The organism is Duganella sp. GW821-FHT07F09, from assembly GCF_059418705.1.
This window is the reverse complement of sequence record NZ_JBWKQJ010000004.1, coordinates 613,289-630,777: the sequence shown is the minus strand read 5'-3', so window position 1 is coordinate 630,777 and position 17,489 is coordinate 613,289. Positions and strand designations below refer to the sequence as shown.

Annotated in this window: 10 protein-coding genes; 6 read left to right on the top strand and 4 right to left on the bottom strand. The window is 69.2% G+C overall.

What is annotated here, in order from left to right; translation table 11 throughout:
- Positions 1–43: 43 nt before the first annotated feature.
- The gene (gene gspG / locus AC07P1_RS14205) at positions 44–487 is read right to left on the bottom strand and encodes a type II secretion system major pseudopilin GspG (RefSeq protein WP_494696406.1); all 444 of its coding nucleotides are present in this window, start codon (positions 485–487) and stop codon (positions 44–46) included.
- Between the two features lie 397 nt (positions 488–884).
- On the opposite strand from gspG, the gene AC07P1_RS14200 reads away from it, so the two are divergent.
- The 4 genes from AC07P1_RS14200 to AC07P1_RS14185 all read left to right on the top strand — a co-directional run bounded on the left by AC07P1_RS14200 (position 885) and on the right by AC07P1_RS14185 (position 9,295).
- Positions 885–1,679, top strand: a complete 795-nt coding sequence (locus tag AC07P1_RS14200) for an NF038120 family PEP-CTERM protein (RefSeq protein WP_494696405.1) — start codon at positions 885–887, stop codon at positions 1,677–1,679.
- 29 nt (positions 1,680–1,708) lie between these two features.
- Positions 1,709–4,891 (top strand): S8 family serine peptidase, encoded by a 3,183-nt coding sequence (locus AC07P1_RS14195; RefSeq protein WP_494696404.1) that lies wholly within the window; start codon positions 1,709–1,711, stop codon positions 4,889–4,891.
- 397 nt (positions 4,892–5,288) lie between these two features.
- Positions 5,289–6,095, top strand: a complete 807-nt coding sequence (locus AC07P1_RS14190) for an NF038120 family PEP-CTERM protein (protein WP_494696403.1) — start codon at positions 5,289–5,291, stop codon at positions 6,093–6,095.
- A 23-nt stretch (positions 6,096–6,118) separates the two neighbouring features.
- The gene (locus tag AC07P1_RS14185) at positions 6,119–9,295 is read left to right on the top strand and encodes a S8 family serine peptidase (protein ID WP_494696402.1); all 3,177 of its coding nucleotides are present in this window, start codon (positions 6,119–6,121) and stop codon (positions 9,293–9,295) included.
- A 126-nt stretch (positions 9,296–9,421) separates the two neighbouring features.
- On the opposite strand, the gene AC07P1_RS14180 is transcribed toward AC07P1_RS14185, so the two are convergent.
- Complete coding sequence (locus AC07P1_RS14180) at positions 9,422–10,831, bottom strand: mannose-1-phosphate guanylyltransferase/mannose-6-phosphate isomerase (RefSeq protein WP_494696401.1); 1,410 nt, start codon at positions 10,829–10,831, stop codon at positions 9,422–9,424.
- Positions 10,832–11,132: 301 nt separating this feature from the next.
- Between AC07P1_RS14180 and AC07P1_RS14175 the strand changes: the two genes are divergently transcribed.
- A complete protein-coding gene (locus AC07P1_RS14175) occupies positions 11,133–12,320 on the top strand; it encodes a glycosyltransferase family 2 protein (protein ID WP_494696400.1) in 1,188 nt (395 codons plus the stop codon).
- Complete coding sequence (locus AC07P1_RS14170) at positions 12,307–13,455, top strand: WecB/TagA/CpsF family glycosyltransferase (protein ID WP_494696399.1); 1,149 nt, start codon at positions 12,307–12,309, stop codon at positions 13,453–13,455. The genes AC07P1_RS14175 and AC07P1_RS14170 overlap by 14 nt, the downstream gene beginning before the upstream one ends.
- Before the next feature lie 213 nt (positions 13,456–13,668).
- Here AC07P1_RS14170 and AC07P1_RS14165 read toward each other — a convergent pair whose 3' ends face one another.
- Both AC07P1_RS14165 and AC07P1_RS14160 read right to left on the bottom strand, forming a co-directional pair.
- Positions 13,669–14,304, bottom strand: a complete 636-nt coding sequence (locus tag AC07P1_RS14165; protein WP_494696398.1) for an NF038129 family PEP-CTERM protein — start codon at positions 14,302–14,304, stop codon at positions 13,669–13,671.
- Between the two features lie 12 nt (positions 14,305–14,316).
- Positions 14,317–17,349 carry an ExeM/NucH family extracellular endonuclease gene (locus tag AC07P1_RS14160; protein WP_494696397.1) on the bottom strand — a complete coding sequence of 1,011 codons (3,033 nt, stop codon included), beginning with the start codon at positions 17,347–17,349 and terminating at the stop codon, positions 14,317–14,319.
- Positions 17,350–17,489: the final 140 nt, after the last annotated feature.

Below are 17,489 nucleotides of genomic sequence, written 5' to 3'. Positions count from 1 at the left end.
AGAGGTCGGCGGAGGGCGCGGCGCGTGGGGGGGACCCGGACGCTTACTGCGAGCTGATCTCGGCGTCCTCGCCGGTGCCGCCGGGTTGGCCGTCGCGTCCCAGCGAAGTGATCTCGAACTCGGACTTGGTGCCGGGCGCCTTGTACTGGTAGGGGTGGCCCCACGGGTCGGGCGGCACGCCCTTTTTCAGGTACGGGCCGTTCCATTTGGCGCCCGCCGTGGCCGGCGCCACCACCAGCGCGCCCAGCCCCTCCTCGGTGGTCGGGTAGCGGCCGACGTCGAGGCGGTAGGTGTCGAGCGATTTCTCGAACGCGTCGATCTGCGCCTTGGCGATGGTCACCTCGGACTTGCCCAACTGGGCGAAATATTTGGGGCCGACATAGGCCGCCAACAGACCGATGATGACGATCACCACCAGCAATTCCAACAACGTGAAGCCGCCGGCCTTGCGGGCCGCCGTCCAACCGCGATTCTTCGCCACTTCCATCCGACCAACTCCTTAATTAACCCGAGATGTTCCGCTGCTTGCCGGAGCTGCGCGGCGGGTGCCCGCCGCAGGGGCAAGACTACCATGCGCTTTGCCAGCTAGACAATCTTTTCTTCAGCCCGCCAGCCCCGCGCGCGCGGCCGGCCGCGCCGACAGCCGCGCGCGCCACAATGTTGTAAATAAATCACAGTGGGCGGGTGCCTTGCAAACCGCATGCCTGCACGCGCCGCCGCGTTTTCCAACGATCGAACGGCCGGCGGCCGAAACAATATTATTAATTCTCCCACATCTTTATTGTTGCGCTTGCTAAGCTATTTGACATCCCTGTCGTGGGCGGGCGTCCGCGCCGGCCGGGGAGCCCATCGCCATCGTGGCCTCACTTACCAAAGGTTGATTCATGAATCGTAGCTCGCACCTCCCCGCCGCGCCACACGCGGCACCGCGCACCCGGCCGACACAATTGGCCCGCGCCGTCTTGCTCGCCGGCCTGACCCTGGCCGCCCTGTCCCCGGCCCGCGCCGACACCACGCTCACCTTCGGCACCCACGCCTCGGGCGAGCTGACCGTGCAACGGGCCTTCACCATCGACGGTTTGCAGATCGCCGGCTACAGCTTCGACCCGGACGCGCAGCCGAGCGACGTGGTCGGCGCCATCGTCGACGGCACCGACGCGGTGGCCGCCTGCGGCGCCGTGCAGTGCCCGGCGAGCGACGGCAGCTACCTGACCGGCCTGAACGACGGCATCATCGAGATCACCAGCACCACGCCGGGCCAACTGCTGAGCCTCACTTCCTTCGACGCCAGCTTCCTCGGCTCGAGCAGCTTCAGCTATCCGGCCACGGCCGGCCTGCTGGTGGTGCGCGGCTTCATCGCCGGCGGCGGCTTCGACCAGGTCACCTACGCGCTGGCCGGCCCCGGCGCCAGCGGCTTCCAGTTCGGCGTGTACAACACCGCCGCCGACTTCGGCATGTCCAAGTACCTGGGCTTCGACTTCTTCGGCGCCGTGTGCGACGACAGCGGCAGCTGCTACGCCGGCAGCACCGGCCGCGGCCAGTTCGCCATCGACAACATCAGTTTCGGCACCAGCGCGGTCACTCCCGTGCCCGAACCGCAGACCTGGCTGATGCTCGGCGCCGGCCTGCTGGCCGTCGGCACCGCCGCCCGCCGCCGCCGCGCCGCCCGCGCCGCCTGAGTCCCCACCCCATTCCGAAAGAACCATCGATGAAACTACGTCCCATTTCCGCCGCCATCGCGCTGCTGCTGACGGCGCTCGTGTCGCCGGCCCACGCCGACGACACGCGCCGCCCCTACATCGTGCAACTGGCCGACCAGCCGGTGTCGTCCTACACCGGCGGCATCGCCGGCCTGGCCGCCACCAAACCGGTCGCCGGCTCCAAGCTCAACCTCACCACGGCCGCCGCCCAGGCCTACAGCGCCTACCTGGCGCAAAAGCAGCAAAGCGTCAAGGCGCTGGTGGCCAACGCGCCGCTGGTGTATGACTACAAGGTCGTGCTCAACGGCTTCTCGGCCATGCTGACCGACGACGAGGTGCGCGCGCTGCAAGCGAGCGGCAACGTCGCCGCCGTCACCGCCGACGTCGCGCGCGAGCCGCTGACCAACTACACGCCCGCCTTCCTCGGCCTGGACGGCGCGGCCGGCCTGTGGAGCCAGCTCGGCGGCAAGGCCAACGCCGGCGAGGACATCGTCATCGGCATCATCGACACCGGCATCTGGCCGGAAAACCCGTCCTACGCCGACCGCATCGACGCCAACGGCAAGCCGACGTTCGCCAACAGCGGCACCCTGGTCTACGACGCGCCGGCCAACTGGCAGGGCGGCTGCCAGGACGGCGAAGGCTTCACCGTGGCCGCCTGCAACAACAAGCTGATCGGCGCGCGCTACTTCAAGGACGGCTTCGACAGCACCGGCCGCACGCTGCACTGGACCGAGTTCGTCTCGCCGCGCGACTCGCTCGGCGGCGCCACCGGCCACGGCGGCCACGGCACCCACACCTCGACCACGGCCGGCGGCAACAACGGCGTGGCCGCCAACCTGGGCGGCGCGGGCGTCGGCGACGTCTCGGGCATGGCCCCGCGCGCGCGCATCGCCTCCTACAAGGTGTGCTGGACCTTCGTCGCCCCGGACGAGGCCACGGGCAGCAAGAACAGCTGCTGGGGCCAGGACTCGGTGGCGGCGATCGAACGGGCCGTGATCGACGGCGTGAACGTGCTCAACTTCTCGATCGGCGGCGGCGAGACCCTGGCCGATCCGGTCGACCAGGCCTTCCTGCACGCGGTCAACGCCGGCGTGTTCGTCTCCGCCTCGGCCGGCAACAGCGGCCCGGGCAACCAGGTCGCCCACATCAGCCCGTGGCTGGCCACCGTGGCCGCCTCGAGCCACGACCGGGTGTTCGGCGCCACCGCCACCTTGGGCAACGGCGCCCAGTACAAGGGTTACTCGCTCAACGCCACCGCGCTGCCATCCTCGCCGCTGGTGCGCGGCGAGGACGCGCGCGTGGCCGGCGTGGCCGTCACCGCCGGCCGCCTGTGCTACAGCACCGGCTGGAACGGCGGCGCGCCGGCGCTCGACCCGGCCAAGGTGGCCGGCAAGGTCGTCACCTGCGACCGCGGCACCAACGACCGCGTCGACAAAAGCCTGGCCGTCAAGCAGGCCGGCGGCGTGGGCATGATCCTGGTCGACAACGGCGCCGGCCTGGTGGCCGACCCGCACGTGGTGCCGACGGTGCACATCAGCGCCGCCGACGGCGCGCTGGTCAAGACCTACGCCACCAGCGCCGGCGCCACCGCCGCGATCAGCCGCTTCACCATCGGCGCCAGCACCACGCCGGCGCCGGTGATCACCGGCTTCTCCTCGCGCGGGCCGAACCGCTACGACGCCAACGTGCTCAAGCCGGACCTGACGGCGCCGGGCGCCAACGTGCTGGCCGGCGTGACGCCGGACCTGAGCGCGGCCGAGCGCGCCAATCTGGTCAGCGGCACCTTGTCGCCGGTGCCGCTGGCCTGGGCGCTGTACGACGGCACCTCGATGTCGTCGCCGCACGTGGCCGGCATCGCCGCGCTGCTCAAGCAACTGCATCCGACCTGGTCGCCGGCCGCCATCAAGTCGGCCATGATGACCACCGCCACCCCGACCTTCACCGACAACCTGCCGAGCCCGCAAACCGGCACCTTGCCGTGGGCCCAGGGCGCCGGCCACGTCAACCCGGTCGGCACGGTGCGCCGCCCGGCCGACGGCAAAGCCTACAACCCGGGCGGCGCCGCCGATCCGGGCCTGGTGTTCGACCTCGGCGCGCTCGACTACAAGAAATACCAGTGCGGCGCGGGCATCAGCGCGCAATGCGCGTCGGGCAACATCGCCGGCTACAACCTGAACCTGCCGTCCATCACCGTCGGCAACACGCTCGGCTCGACCGACGTGCTGCGCACGGTGACCAACGTCGGCGCCGGCACGGCGACCTACACCGCCAGCGCCACGTTGCCTGGCTACAGCGTGACGGTAACCCCGGCCTCGCTGACGCTGGCGCCGAACGCCAGCGCCAGCTTCACGGTCAAGCTGACCCGCACCACGGCGCCGGCCAACGTCTGGCAGTTCGGCGAACTGGTGCTCACCGACGGCAGCCACGTCGTGCGCGTGCCGGTCAGCGCCCGCGAAGGCAAGCAGGTCGTGGCGAAGGATCTGGTCAAGAGCACGCGCGCCACCAGCACCACCTTGCTGAGCGTGAACACCGGCTTCACCGGACGCCTCGGCGTGGCCGCCGGCGGCCTCAAGGAAATCAGCCGCGCCGCGCAAACGGTGCGCGCCTTCGTCGGCGCGCCGCCGGCGGACCTGGAGGCCTCGGCCGCCGCCTGCCGCGCCAACGTGGTCGGCACCGTCGTCACGCCGCTGTCCGTGCCGGCGGACGCGGTGGTGCTGTCGGTCGAACTGTTCGACCGCGACACCTCCTCGGGCAACGGCAACGACGATCTGGACCTGGTGCTGCTGGCGCCGGACGGCAGCGTCGCCGCCTCCAGCCTGAACGGCGGCTCCAACGAGTCGGTCATGCTCAACAGCCCGGCCGCCGGCGCCTACCGCGCCTGCGTGGTCGGCTACGCGCCGGCCGACAAGGTGGCCACCGACTACACGCTGTCGTCGGCGGTGGTCGGTCGCGCCGATGTCGGCGGCAACCTGCGCCTGACCACGCCGGGCAAGGTGTACGCCGGCAGCGCCGCCACCGTCACGGCCAGCTGGAGCGGCCTGGCGACGGGCAAGCGCTATCTGGGCGGGGCGCAGTTCCTCAACCCGGCCGGCGCGGTGGCCGCCACCACGGCCTTGCTGGTCGAGACCAACGATCCGCTGCCGCTGGTGCTGTCGGGTCCGCGTCCCAAGTCCGCCGTCACGAAGTAAACGCCGGTGGTAGCCGGCCGCGGCGAACGCCGCGGCCGCTCAGGCGCCGCCCCTTCACGGGGGCGGCGCCTTGTCGTTTCGGCCGCGCTTTCCCGGGGGCCGACACGCCGGCGCCAACCAGGCCAGCCGCGTGCACCTTCTTTGTGCATCCTCAACAATGTTGCGAATTATTCACACGCAAGCACAACCCCGGTTCAGCGCCGCTCCCAGCGGAAACCGAATTTACCGCGCCGGAAATGCCGCTTACCCGAATTTTCATTTATAAACTTTTTGCCAATTTATTGTCGGGGTTGCTACTATTATTGACATCTCCCGCGCAAACGGGAGCACACGCTTGTCCCGGCGCGTCAAGGGGCATCAACGCCATCGTTCGCTTCACTCACAAAAGGGTAGATCCATGAAACGCAGCTCGTTCCCCACCGATGCGCCACGCGCCGCGTCGAGCCTCCGACTGACACAATTGGTCCGTGCAACCATCCTCGCCGGCCTGACCATGGCCGTCCTGCCGTCGGCCCACGCCGACGTCACCATCGACTTCAACGGCCTGCCGCCGATCGGCCTGACCCACAACGACTCCATCGTCAGCCAGGGCTTCAATATCGCCGCCTACTCCCCCGACCCCGACGCGCAGGCGGGCGACGCCGTCGGCGCCATCATCGACGGCACCGACTCGGTCGATTCGTGCGGCTTCCTGCAGTGCCCGGCCAGCAGCAGCAACTACGCCACCTTCATCAACGACGGCTACCTCGAACTGACCAGCACCACGCCGGGCGGCGCCTTCGGCCTGAAATCGTTCGACGCCTCCTTCCTCGGCTCGAACGCCTACGACTACCCGCCGACGCCGGGCTTCCTGCGCGTGCAGGGCTTCCGCGCCGACAACAGCACCGTGTTTGAAGACTACGAGTTCTACGCCCCCGGCAGCGAGGGCTTCGAATTCGGCAGCTACAACTCGTCTTCGCTGTTCAACAACGGCAATTTCACCAGCCTGTACTTCTTCGCCTTCGTGTGCGACGACAACGGCGACTGCTCGGCGTTCAGCACCGGCCTGGGCCAATTCGCCATCGACAACATCACCACCACCTCGCTGGTGGCCGCGCCCGTGCCCGAGCCGTCGACCTGGCTGATGATGGGCGCCGGCCTGCTCGGCGTGGTCGGCGCCGCGCGCCGCCGTAAGCAAGCCCAAGCATCGACACCCGCCGTTTGAGCCATCCATCGAGGAACCACACAATGAAATTACGCCCTGTTTCCGCAGCGGTCCTGCTGCTGCTGTCCGGCCTGAGCCTGGCCGCGCACGCCGACGACACGCGTCGTCCGTACATCGTGCAACTGGCCGACAAGCCGCTGTCGTCCTACACCGGCGGCGTCGCCGGCATCGCCGCCACCAAGCCGGCCGCCGGCCAGCGGATCGACCTCAACACCAGCGCCGCCCAGGCCTATAGCGGCTATCTGATCCAGAAGCAGCAGTCGGTCAAGGCGGCCGTGGCCGCCGCGCCGATGCTGTACGACTACAAGGTGGTGCTCAACGGCTTCTCGGCCATGCTCACCGACGACGAGGTGCGCGCGCTCAAGGCCAACAGCGCGGTGGCCAACATCACCGCCGACACCCCGCGCCAGATGCTGACCAACTACACGCCCAGCTTCCTCGGCCTGGACGGCGCCAACGGCCTGTGGAACCAGCTCGGCGGCAAGGACAAGGCCGGCGAGGACGTCGTCGTCGGCATCATCGACAGCGGCATCTGGCCGGAGAACCTGTCCTACGCCGACCGGGTCGACGCCAACGGCAAGCCGACCTGGGACAACGGCGGCACCCTGGCCTACACGCCGCTGGCCGGCTGGCAGGGCGGCTGCGACAGCGGCGAAGGCTTCACCGTGGCCCAGTGCAACAACAAGCTGATCGGGGCGCGCTACTTCATCGACGGCTTCAAGGCCACCGGCCGCCAGTTGCACTGGACCGAGTTCGTCTCGCCGCGCGATTCGATCGGCGGCACCGTCGGCCACGGCGGCCACGGCACCCACACCTCGACCACGGCGGCCGGCAACAACGGCGTGACGGCCACCCTGGGCGACAACATCGCCATGGGCCAGACCTCGGGCATCGCCCCGCGCGCGCGCATCGCCTCCTACAAGATCTGCTGGACCTTCAACGACGCCAGCGATCCGACCGGCGGCAAGAACAGCTGCTGGGGCTCGGACGCGGTGGCCGCCGTCGAACAGGCCGTCACCGACGGCGTCGACGTGCTCAACTATTCGATCAGCGGCGGCACCGTCATCAACGACGCCGTCGAGCAAGCCTTCCTGCACGCGACCAACGCCGGCGTGTTCGTGGCCGCCTCGGCCGGCAACGACGGCCCCGGCAACGAGGTCAACCACGTCAGCCCGTGGCTGTCCACGATCGCCGCCGCCGTCAACAACCGCGTGTTCCAGGGCACCGTCACCCTGGGCAACAGCGCCAGCTACAAGGGCGTCTCGCTCAACAACCACGCGCTGCCCAACACCCCGCTGATCCGCTCCGAGGACGCGGTGCTGGCCGGCGCCAGCGCGACCGAGGCGCGCCTGTGCTACAGCGTCGGCGCCAACGGCGGCCCGACGCTGGACCCGGCCAAGGTGGCCGGCAAGATCGTCACCTGCGTGCGCGGCACCAACGCCCGCGTCGACAAGAGCCTGGCCGTCAAGCAGGCCGGCGGCGTCGGCATGATCATGGTCGACAACGGCGGCGGCCTGGTGGCCGAGATCCATTCGGTGCCGACGGTGCACGTGACCGCGGCCGACGGCAACGCCATCAAGGCCTACGCGGCGGCGCAGAACGCGGTCGCCGCGCTGAGCGTGTTCAGCAACGTGATCGTACCGAACGCGCCGGTCTCGGCCGGATTCTCCTCGCGCGGCCCGAACCGCTACGACGGCAACGTGCTCAAGCCGGACGTCACCGCCCCCGGCGTCGACATCCTGGCCGGCGTCACGCCCGAGCTGACCGCGACCCAGCGCGCCAACGTCATCAACGGCACCTTGACGCCGCCGCCGGCCTGGGCGCTGTACCAGGGCACGTCGATGTCGTCGCCGCACGTGGCCGGCGTGGCCGCGCTGCTGCGCCAGCAACATCCGACGTGGTCGCCGGCGGCGATCAAGTCGGCGCTGATGACCAGCGCCACGCCGACCTTCGCCGACGCCCTGACCGGGCTGCAGCAGGGCGTGCTGCCGTGGGCCCAGGGCGCCGGCCACATCAACCCGTTCGGCACCGTGCCGCATCCGGCCGACGGCCGCGCGTACAACGCCAAGGGCGCCAGCGATCCGGGCCTGGTGTACGACCTGGGCGCGCGCGACTACAAGCGCTACCAGTGCGGCGCCGGCTTCAGCGGCGAGTGCACCGAGGGCTCGATCACCGGCTACAACCTGAACCTGCCGTCGATCACCGTCAACAACGCGCTCGGCACGGTCGAGGTGACCCGCACCGTCACCAACGTCGGCGCCAGCGCCGCCACCTACAGCGGCAGCGCCAGCCTGCCCGGCTTCAACGCCGTGCTGGCGCCGACCTCCCTGACCCTGGCGCCCAACGCCAGCGCCAGCTACACGGTCAAGCTGACCCGCACCACCGCCGCGTTCAACGAATGGCAATACGGTAACGTCACCTGGACCGACGCCAACCACGTGGTGCGCGTGCCGTTGACGGCGCGCAGCGGCCGGGCCGTCTCGTCGCCGGCGCTGACGACCAGCACCCGCGCCGCCAGCACGGTGCTGCTGAGCGTGCTGACCGGCTTCAACGGCCGCATGGGCACGGCCGTCGGCGGCCTCAAAGAAGTCAACCGGGGCGCCACGCAAACCGTGCCGGCCATCCTGGAACCGCTCGACACGGCCGCCGCCGTGGCCGAAGCCTGCGTGGTCAACACGGTCGGCGTGCGCGCCATTCCGGTGACGATCCCGGCCAACACGGTGGCCGCCGCGTTCGAACTGTTCGACCGCGACACCTCGTCCAACGGCGGTGACGACCTCGACCTGGTGGTGCTCAATCCGGACGGCAGCGTGGCCGGCGCCAGCCTGCGCGGCGGCTCGACCGAATGGGTGCGCCTGAACAGCCCGGCGCCAGGCAACTACCGCGTCTGCGTGGTCGGCTACGCGCCGGCCGACGGCGTCTCGACCGACTTCAACCTGTCGTCGGCCGTGGTCACCCGCGGCGACACCGCCGGCGCGCTGAAGGCGGCCGCGCCGAGCCGGGTCTACGCCGGCAACGTGGCCACCGTCACGGCCAGCTGGAGCGGCCTGCCGACCGGCAAGCGCTACTACGGCGGGGTGCAATACCTCGACCTGAGCGGCGCCGTCGCCTCGTCGACCACGCTGCTGGTGGAGACCAACAATCCGGTGCCGCAGGCGGAAGGGGCGGCCAAGGCCAGCCGCAGGATCAGCGCTCGCTGATCGGCACGGCAGCCATCGACGCCGCACCCCGACGGGTGCGGCGTTTTTCGTTTACGCGGGGAGAATTAGGGGAGAAAGCCGAGGCCGTGTCCGAATGTCGGACCTGACCCCGGTGGTGCGGCGGGATCAGACGCGCTGGTAGACGTCCTCGAAGCGGACGATGTCGTCCTCGCCCAGGTAGCTGCCGGATTGCACCTCGATCAGGTGCAGCGGCAGTTTGCCCGGGTTTTCCAGCCGGTGGTTCATGCCGATCGGAATATAGGTCGACTGGTTTTCCGACAGCAGGGTGACGCTGTCGCCGCAGGTCACGCGCGCCGTGCCGCTGACCACGATCCAGTGTTCGGCGCGATGGTGGTGCATCTGCAGCGACAGCTTGCCGCCCGGATTGACCGTGATGCGCTTGACCTGGAAGCGCTCGCCGATGTCGATGCCCTCGTAGCAACCCCACGGACGGTACACCTTGGTGTGGTGCAAATGCTCGGTGCGCTCGGTCGTCTTCAAATGCTCGACCACCTGCTTGACCCGCTGCACCTGGTCCTTGTGCGCCACCAGCACCGCGTCGGCGGTCTCGACCACGACCACGTCGCTGACGCCGACCAGCGCCACGATGCGGCTCTCGGCGCGCACCAGCGAATTGCTCACGCCGTCCAGATAGACGTCGCCGCGCGTGGCGTTGCCTTGCGCGTCGTGCGGCAGCACGTCGCGCAGCGCCGACCACGAACCGACGTCGCTCCAGCCGATGTCGGCCGGCACCACCACCGCGTGCTGCGTGCGCTCCATGACGGCGTAGTCGATCGAATCGGACGGACTGGCCGCAAAGGCGGCCTCGTCCAGGCGGCAGAAGTCCATGTCGCGGTAGGCTTTTTGCACCGCCGTCGCGGCGGCGGCGGCGATCGCCGGCGCGAATTCCGCCAGCTCGCTTAGGTAGCGCTCGGCGCGGAACAGGAACATGCCGCTGTTCCAGTAATAGGCGCCGTCGTCGAGGAAGGACTGGGCCTTGGCCTGGTCCGGCTTTTCGACGAAGCGGTCGACTTTATACGCCGCGCCGACGGCCGGGCCGCGGTGGATGTAGCCGTAGCCGGTCTCCGGCGCGGTCGGCACCACGCCGAAGGTGGCCAGCGCGCCCTCGCCCGCCAACTGCGCGGCGCTGGCGATGGCGGCGTGGAAGGCGGCGCGGTCGGTGATCACGTGGTCGGCCGGCAGCACCAGCATCAGCGCCTCCGGATCGATGGCGCGCAGGTACTCGGCGGCGGCGGCCACCGCCGGCGCGGTGTTGCGACCGGCCGATTCGAGCATGATGCCCAGCGGCGCGACGCCGATCTCGCGCAACTGCTCGGCCACCATGAAGCGGTGCTCGTTACCGCAGACGATCAGCGGCGCCTGCAAGCCGGCCCCGCCCTTGAGGCGCAGCACGGTTTCCTGCAACATCGTGCGGTCCGATACCAGTGGCAATAATTGCTTTGGCAACACGGCACGCGACAGCGGCCACAAACGGGTGCCGGCGCCGCCGGACAGGATCACTGGGTAGAATTTCATTCGACTTCTTCCTTTTATTGGGTAAATGGACGGGTTGGCACCCTCGCGGCCCACCCGGCATGATATCGCACCGCACAAAAAACGTGCAAGCAACGCCCGGCTGTTGCCATTTTTTATTGCCCGACAAACCATAAAAGTGTTCAGTGCGCCAACCGTAACGTACTGAAATATTCTAAAATGCGTCTTTAGCGTGCGCGCCGCGCGCCCTCCCGGGCCACGGCGACGGACGACACAACTTTATTGCAACGCACAAAAGCAATCCGGCGGTCGCCGTCTCGCCCGCCCTCACTGAAGGAACCCTATGACGTTTTTGCTGGCAACGCTGTTATCCCTGATGCTGGCCGTGGTGCTGATCCCGGTGCTGCTGCTGCTGCTGCAAACGCTGCTGGCGGCCGCGCCGCTGGGCGCGCCACCGGCCGCCGCCGGCCGCCGTCCGCGCGTGGCGATCCTGGTCCCCGCCCATAACGAGGAGGCCGGCGTCGGCGCAACAATTGCCAGTTTGCAACCTCAACTGCTGGAAGGCGACCGCATCCTGGTGGTGGCCGACAATTGCAGCGACGACACCGCCGGCGCCGTGCGCCGCGCCGGCGCCGAGGCGCGCGAGCGCTTCGACACCGAACGGCGCGGCAAGGGCTACGCGCTCGACTTCGGCGTGCGCTGCCTGGAGGCCGACGCCCCCGAGGTGGTCATCATCGTCGACGCCGACTGCATCGCCGCCCCCGGCGCGATCGACCGCCTGGCGCGCGAGGCGCTGGCCAGCGGCCGCCCGGTGCAGGCGCTGTATCTGATGGAGATGCCCGCCGGCGGCGGCCTGATGAAGAAAATCGGCCAGTTCGCCTGGGTCGTCAAGAACCTGGTGCGCCCGCTCGGCTACCACCGCCTCGGCCTGCCGTGCCAGCTGATGGGCACCGGCATGGCCTTCAGCTGGCCGATGATCAGCCAGGCGGCGCTGGCCAGCGGCCACATCGTCGAAGACATGAAACTGGGCATGGACCTGGCGCTGGCCGGCAAGGCTCCGCTGTTCAGTCCGCACGCGCTGGTCACCAGCAGCTTCGCCGCCAGCGCCGAGGGCGCCGACAGCCAGCGCACCCGCTGGGAGCACGGGCACATGAGCATGATCGCCTCCGAGGCGCTGCCGCTGCTGTTGCGCGGCCTGCTGCGCGGACGCATCATGGTGGTGGCGTTGGCGCTGGACATGTGCGTGCCGCCGCTGGCGCTGCTGGCGCTGATCGCCATGGCGCTGAGCGCGGTGGCGCTGGTGTTCAGCCTGTTCACCGGCGCCGGCCTGCCGCTGCTGCTGGCCCTGATGACGATGGCCGGCTTCGGCGCGGCCGTGCTGCTGGCCTGGGCGCGCCACGGGCGCGGCATCCTCAGCGCCGGCGATCTGCTGATGGCGGTGTTTTACATCTTCAAGAAGATTCCGCTGTATTGCCGCTTTTTTATTAACCGTCAGGTCGAATGGGTGAGGTCTAAACGTGATAGCGAATGAAACAATGGTGGCCGCGCCGGCCCCGCGTACCGACTTCCAGCGCGACGTCTATTGTGTGCTGGGCCTGCCGTTCGACGCCCTGACCCTGGAGCAGGCGCGCGACCAGCTGCTGGCCGACGCCCGCGCCGGGCGGCGTAACTTCTTCTCGACGCCCAATCTGAACTTCCTCGTCACCAGCCTGCGCGACACCGCCTTCCGCGACTCGGTGCTGCGCTCGGACCTGTCGTTCGCCGACGGCATGCCGATCATCTGGATGGCGCGCGCGCTCGACATCCCGCTGCGCCACCGCGTGGCCGGCTCGACCGTGTTCGAGTTGCTGCGGGCGCAGCGCGAACAACCGCTGAAGGTGTATTTCTTCGGCGGCCCGGACGGCGTGGCGCGCCGCGCCGGCGACGTGCTCAACGCGGACGGCGGCGCGCTGCGCTGCGTCGGCGCCCACGCGCCCGGCTTCGGCAGCATCGAGGACATGAGCAGTCCGGCGCTGATGGCGCAGATCAACGCCACCGAGCCGGACTTCGTGCTGGTGGCGCTGGGCGCCAAGCGCGGCCAGGCCTGGATCGAACGCAACCTCGGCGCGCTCGACGCGCCGCTGATCAGCCACCTGGGCGCGGTGATCAACTTCGTCGCCGGCACCATCGTGCAGGCGCCGTCGCGGGTCAGCGGGCTGGGACTGGAATGGTTGTGGCGCATCAAGGAAGAGCCGGCGCTGTGGCGGCGCTACTGGCAGGACGGTCTCGCCCTGCTGGGATTGCTGGTCAAGCGGGTGCTGCCGGGTGTGCTGGCCGCGCGCCGGGCCCGCGCCGCGCGCGACCGCCAGCCGGCGCCGTCGGTCGATGTGCGCACCGAGAACGGCGTGCGCCGTGTGACATTGGGCGGGGCCTGGCATGCCGGCAATCTGGCGCCGCTGCGGCTGGCGTTGACGGCGGCCACGGCCACGCGGGCCGACATCGTGCTCGATCTGACGGCCGTTAGCGCGCTCGACAGCGCGACGGTGGCGCTGCTGATGCTGCTGTATGGGCACCAGTCGAAGATCGGCCGGGGGTACGAGCCGGTCGGGGCCGGCAAGCAATTGACGCGCGCGCTGACCTTGCATTGCGCGGAGTATTTGTTGACGCCGTTGCCGGTGGCGGTTTAAAAAAAACGTTGGCGGCTCAACGATGGCGGATTACGGCGTCCCGCCTAATCCGCCCTACGTGGATCCGTTGAAACGCACGCGTCGCGGGCCGCGCCGCGAGCACAATCTAAAACACGTAGGGCGGATTAGCGAAGCGTAATCCGCCATGCATGCGTCATCGGCGACGCATCGATGGTCGATCAGGCATCGCGCCCAATCGACCCGCACCCCACCTTACGCGGCGCGGCGGCGCGCCATCCCACCCAGCAACGCCAACCCGGCTCCCATCATCAACCACGTCTGCGCTTCCGGCACGGCGCTCACCGCGCTGACGCTGGTGCCGATCGTGTTGTTGAGCATGGTCGGCACCACGGTGCCTTCCGGCGTCCAGTTCAGCAACACCAGCGAGCCGGTCGGATCGTTCGTGCCCAGCAGCGCGTTCCGCTCCTGGTTGTACAAGGCCACCGAGAAAGCCGAGCCGAAACCGGCGCCCGGGTCGGCCGCGCCGCTGAAGGTGACATTGAAACCGATCTTGCCGCCGAAGTCGACCGCGTGGAACAGGCCGTTCAAGCCGCCCGCGTCGTTGTTGCCGAAGGTGTAGCCGCCGGCCAGCGAACCGCTGGCGTTGCCGGTCAGCTCCGCCGTGCTCGAATCGCCGAAGCCGGTGAAACCGCTCAACGACACCTGCGCCCACGGGCTCGACGGATCGCCCGGATTGAATTGCATGTCGATCCAGCCGGTGGGGGCGAACGACGACGTGTCGAGTTCGACGTGGAAGGTCGAGGCGGCCGACGCCAGGCTGGCGCAGGCGCCCAGGGCCAGGGCCAGCAGCGCGCGGCGCAGGGATGCTACGGGGAATTTGACGATCATGATGAGTTTTCCTTAGAAATTGCCGCTATAAATTTTGGCCGTGTAGCTGATGCCGGCCGCGCCGGTCTTGGTGAAGCTCAGCGGGACGGTGATGGTGGCGCCGGGCGCCAGCGAGCCGACGTTGGCGGTGATGTAGGGCGCGCCGTTGTGGCTGCCGCTGGCGTTGACCAGGGTGACGCCGGCCGCCAGGCCGCCCAGCTCGATCTGCAACGGACCGTTGATCGGGCTGGTGCCGGTGTTGGTGATGGCGTAGTTGCCGCTCCAGCGGCCGGTCAGGCGCGTGAACACCAGGCCGGAGCCGACGCCGCGCACGCCGGCGGTGACGTCGAGCGCCGGCGCCGGCAGGTTCAGGCTGACGACCACCGGGTCGTGGTCGGAGGCGCGGTACGGCGCGGCCGTGTACTTGTCCTGCGGCTTGCCGTCGAGGTTGTAGTCGACCACGGTCGGCTCGTCGGCGTTGTTGTGCCATTCGGCCGCGTCGACCACCGAGGCGTTGAGCGCGGCGCTGGCCAGCGCGTGGTCCAGGTAGCCGGCCTCGCCGTTGAAGACGTAGGAATACGGCATCGCGCCGGCGCCGCGGATGTAGCGCTCGAGCTGGTTGACATAGCCCTTGTTGATGATGGCCTGCACCGGGTCCTCGTGGCCGTAGGCGTTGAAGTCGCCGATCAGCAGCACCTTGGCGTCGCCGGCGGCGGCCACCACCTGCGGCACGAACACGTCCACCAGGCGCTGGGCCTGCTGCACGCGGGTCGCGTTCCAGCAGCTCTGGCCGTCGCCCTTGTCGCCGTCGACGTTCGACGGCGCCGGGCAGCTGCCCTTGGACTTCAGGTGGTTGACCACCAGCGAGAACTTGCCGCCGTTGGCCGCCTTGAAGGTCTGCGCCATCGGCGGCCGGTTGTTGATGGCGTCGGCGTCCGACAGCGCGTTGCCGACCAGGGTCAAGGTGGCCGGTTTGTAGATCATCGCCACGCGGATGGCGTCGGTGCCGGTGGCCGGCGGCTGCGGCACGACCGCGTAGGTCTTCAGGCCGGTGCCCGGCGAGATCGCCTCATTGAGCGCGTCGACCAGCTTAGTGACCGAGTAGTCGCCGCTGTTCTGGATCTCCATCAGGCCGTAGACGTCGGCGTCCAGCGCCTTGAGCTCGCCGACGATCTTGACGCTTTGACGGTTGAACTCGGTGATATTGTCGGCGCCACGGCAGTTCGAGCGCGCCGGCGCGCCGCCACCGATCACGCAACCCTGGCCCGTGGCGCCGGTGATGTCGGTGCCGTTGGTGAAGGTGGTGAAATAGTTCAGCACGTTGGCGCTGGCGACCTTGACGTTGCCGGCGGCCAGCACGGGCGCGGCCGGACGCGGATTGTCCTGCGAGAACACCGGCGCGACCGTCGGCTGCAGCTTGAAGCCCGCCCCGCCGCCGCCCTTGGCGCCGAAGTCGACCACGCCGGTCAGGTTGTCGACCGTGTCGCCGGCGCGCAGCGAGCCGTCCGCGCCCAGGTAGGGAATCACGCTCGGCGTGGTGAAGATACCGTCGTCGAGGATGATCTGGTTGCGCGCGTTGGCGGCGGCCAGCGCGATCGCCTCCGGCGTGCCTGCGCGGTACTTATTGGTCGGCACCTCGAGCCGGCCGGACGACAGGGTCACTTCGCCACGGTCGCCCAGGTATTGCAGTTGCGCGACGGTCAGCGGCGCCGTGAAGCGCACCAGCATGCCTTCGAGCTGGCCCAGGTTCGGATGCGGCAAGGAGATGTTGGTCGGCGTGACGGCGATGCCGCCGGCCAGCTTGACGATGGCGGTGATGGCGGTCAGCTCGGTGTAGACGCGGCCGCCGGCCACCGGCGCGTAGTCGGTGACGGTGCCGCTGACGCGCACGCGGTCGCCGATCTGCACGGTGCCGGTGTTGGCGGCGGTGGTGAAGACGAACAGGCCGTCGGAGGTCGACGGGTCGCCGTCGCCGTTCTCGTCCTGGATGAAGAAGCTGGTGCCGACCTTGGCCGTGACGACGCCCTCGGTGGTCTGGACGGTGCCGGCGTAAGGGCTGGTGTCGCCGCTGCCCTGGATTTGCGGAATCGTGTGGGTCAGGGTGGCCGGCGCGGCGACCGTGACGTTGATGGTGCAGATGGCTTGCTGGGCCTGGTCGTTGCCGAACGTGACGACCACCGGATAGCTGCCGGCCTGCACGCTGGCCGCCACGCTCAGGCTGGCGCTGGCGGTGCCGCCGGCGGCGCCGGCCGCCAGGAAGTTGACCAGGCCGATGCCGGGCACGGCGCCGGCCGTGATGGCGGCGCTGTTGACGATGCCGTCGGCGTCGGTGGCGCTCAGCTCGGCGCTGCCGTCGATGCCGAAGGCCAGCGCCAGGCTGGCCGGGCAGCTGGCGACGATGGGCGGCGCCTGCGGCACGCCGCACGGACGCAACGCGGTGGCGCTGTTGCGCGGGGCCGGCGCGCCGGTGGCGAAGTCGTTGGCGTTGTTGTCGGTGTCGGTGCAGCCGCCGGCGGCGCGCAGCGCGGCGGTGGTGTTGCTCAGCCCGGGGCCGTTGGCGCCCTCGAAGAAGCCGGCGTTATAGCCCAGCAGGTCCATCAGCGAGGCGCTAGCCGGCGCGGCGCCGCTCAGCGCGGTGCTGTTGTTGACCAGCGCGACCTTGCCGGCGCTGCCGCCCATCGCCAGCGAACCCAGCGTGTCGGGGGTCGGCAGGCTCTCGGAGCCGCCGCTGCCGGCCGATTGCTGCAGCAGGAAATACTGGCCCGGCTGCAGCGTGACGTTGCCGGTGACCTTGCTGACCGCCCAGCTGCTGCCGGCGGCGCTGGCGTACTGCACGCTCCAGCCGGTGATGTCGACCGCCGCATCGCCCCGGTTGAACAATTCAATGAAATCGTTTTTGAAGGTGGCGCCGGAATTGCCCCCGCCCCCGTAGACCTGGCTGATGACGACAGGCGACGCGGCCAGCGCGGGCGCCGACAGGACCGCCGACAGGGCGGCGGCGATCAGGGTGCGGCGGCCCGGGGTGGCCACGACGCGGGGGACGGACGGAATGCGGAGAGTTTTCATGAACGATCCAAGTGAGCATTGTTATTAAATATAGCAATTTGCATATTATGACATCGTCATGACCGCCTCATGACAGCGATATGTTTCACATGTATCAAGTGTTGCATCCGCGCAAACGCGCCCCCCCCTCCTTCCCTTCG

Excerpts from the sequence above, each read along its gene's own strand:
- gspG (WP_494696406.1), bottom strand. The coding sequence starts at position 487 with ATGGAAGTGGCGAAGAATCGCGGTTGGACGGCGGCCCGCAAGGCCGGC.
- AC07P1_RS14200 (WP_494696405.1), top strand. The coding sequence starts at position 885 with ATGAATCGTAGCTCGCACCTCCCCGCCGCGCCACACGCGGCACCGCGC.
- AC07P1_RS14195 (WP_494696404.1), top strand. The coding sequence starts at position 1,709 with ATGAAACTACGTCCCATTTCCGCCGCCATCGCGCTGCTGCTGACGGCG.
- AC07P1_RS14190 (WP_494696403.1), top strand. The coding sequence starts at position 5,289 with ATGAAACGCAGCTCGTTCCCCACCGATGCGCCACGCGCCGCGTCGAGC.
- AC07P1_RS14185 (WP_494696402.1), top strand. The coding sequence starts at position 6,119 with ATGAAATTACGCCCTGTTTCCGCAGCGGTCCTGCTGCTGCTGTCCGGC.
- AC07P1_RS14180 (WP_494696401.1), bottom strand. The coding sequence starts at position 10,831 with ATGAAATTCTACCCAGTGATCCTGTCCGGCGGCGCCGGCACCCGTTTG.
- AC07P1_RS14175 (WP_494696400.1), top strand. The coding sequence starts at position 11,133 with ATGACGTTTTTGCTGGCAACGCTGTTATCCCTGATGCTGGCCGTGGTG.
- AC07P1_RS14165 (WP_494696398.1), bottom strand. The coding sequence starts at position 14,304 with ATGATCGTCAAATTCCCCGTAGCATCCCTGCGCCGCGCGCTGCTGGCC.
- AC07P1_RS14160 (WP_494696397.1), bottom strand. The coding sequence starts at position 17,349 with ATGAAAACTCTCCGCATTCCGTCCGTCCCCCGCGTCGTGGCCACCCCG.